Raw genomic sequence first — 1485 nt, 5'->3', positions numbered from 1 at the left:
CCCTCGCCGATTCCACGACCGCGCTGGTCGGGATGATGACCAAGATCCAGCCGAAGCTGGCCGCGACCCAGAACTCGACCACCGCGGCGCTGAATCTGCTGCTGGCCAACGGTGCCAAGCTCGACCAGGTCGCGATCGACATGCCTTCGATGCTCGCCGACCTCGGCCGGATGACATCGGAAGGCACCCACGCCAACGCCTACCTGTGTGGTCTGGACATCTCGCTGTACGGGGTTCTGTTCCCGCGCGGCCTGGTCAGCCAGATCGGTGGCACCGGCCATTCCGAGGTGTGCAGATGAGCAAGATCAAGTCAGCCTTCGTCGGCAACCGCAACTTCTGGCTGGGGGTGGTCGGTGCGCTGTGCATCGTGCTGCTGCTGGTCGGTTCGAGCATCTTCCAGTTCATCGGGCTCGGAAAACAGTCCATCGACGCCGAATTCGTGCAGGCCGCGGGCATCAAGACCGGTGACAAGGTCGCTGTCTCGGGTGTGCAGGTCGGCACGGTCTCCGGCGCCAAGATCGAGGGCGATCACGTGGTGATCACCCTCGACGTGGACAGCTCGCTGAAGCTCGGTCCCGACGCGCACGCCGCGATCAAGATGGCGACCCTGCTCGGCGCGCGCTACGTCGACCTGCAGCCCGGCGACGGCACAGGCCTGAAGAACAAGACGATCCCGCGCAGCAACACCGACGTGCCGTACAACATCGCCGATGTGGTGCAGGTCGGTACGCCGAAGTTCGAGGCGCTCGACACCAAGAAGCTCGCCGCCTCGCTCAACACCATCAACTCCCAGCTCGGCGATTCGCCGGAGCTGGTCGCCCAGGCGCTCGACAGTGTCGGTGCGGTCGCGAAGGTCGTCGACCAGCGCAAGGGTGAGGTCGACAGTCTGATCAAGGACCTCAACCGGGTCACCCAGCTGCTCGCCGACAACCGCAACTCGATCCTGCTCGTGATCACCCAGGGCGAGGCCATCGCCAACCGGGTGATGGAACGGCAGAGCCTGCTGCGCCAGCTGCTGGACAACGTCGCCACGCTGACCCGTCAGCTGGAGGAGATCGGCGCCCAGAACGGCGACCAGTTCGGCGGCACCATCAGCCAGCTCAACACCATGGCCGAGGGTCTGCAGAAGAACAAGGACAATCTCGACAAGCTGCTGCAGATCGGTCAGCCCACGGCGCGCTACTTCAACAACGCGCTCGGCAACGGTAACTACGGCTCGGTCGCACTGCCGTGGTTGTTCCCGGACAACTGGCTGTGCTTCGTTCAGGTGATCCAGGGGTGCCAAGGATGAAACTGACCAACAGGCTCCGCATCGCGCGGACCATGATGATCGCCACCACCGCGCTGGCCCTCGGCAGCTGCTCGCTGATGCCGAGCCAGTTCGACGACGCGCTCGGCCGCTCGACCAAGATCACCGCCGACTTCGAGAACATCGCCGGCATGTACGAGGGCAACGAGATCATGGTCCTCGGTCTCGCGGTGGGC

General features: G+C 64.6%; 1 protein-coding gene and 2 pseudogenes. All 3 read left to right on the top strand.

The window, feature by feature from the left end:
- Positions 1–299: pseudogene (locus tag ACFWF3_RS35710) on the top strand (mammalian cell entry protein); the annotation flags it as partial.
- Positions 296–1291 carry an MCE family protein gene (locus ACFWF3_RS35705; protein ID WP_379296406.1) on the top strand — a complete coding sequence of 332 codons (996 nt, stop codon included), beginning with the start codon at positions 296–298 and terminating at the stop codon, positions 1289–1291. The pseudogene ACFWF3_RS35710 and the gene ACFWF3_RS35705, both read left to right, overlap by 4 nt.
- Positions 1288–1485 (top strand): annotated as a pseudogene (locus ACFWF3_RS35700) (mammalian cell entry protein); the annotation flags it as partial. The gene ACFWF3_RS35705 and the pseudogene ACFWF3_RS35700, both read left to right, overlap by 4 nt.

It is taken from the genome of Nocardia sp. NPDC060220, assembly GCF_042727815.1.
Lineage (GTDB): Bacteria > Actinomycetota > Actinomycetes > Mycobacteriales > Mycobacteriaceae > Nocardia.
This window is presented reverse-complemented; position numbering and strand designations above follow the sequence as displayed.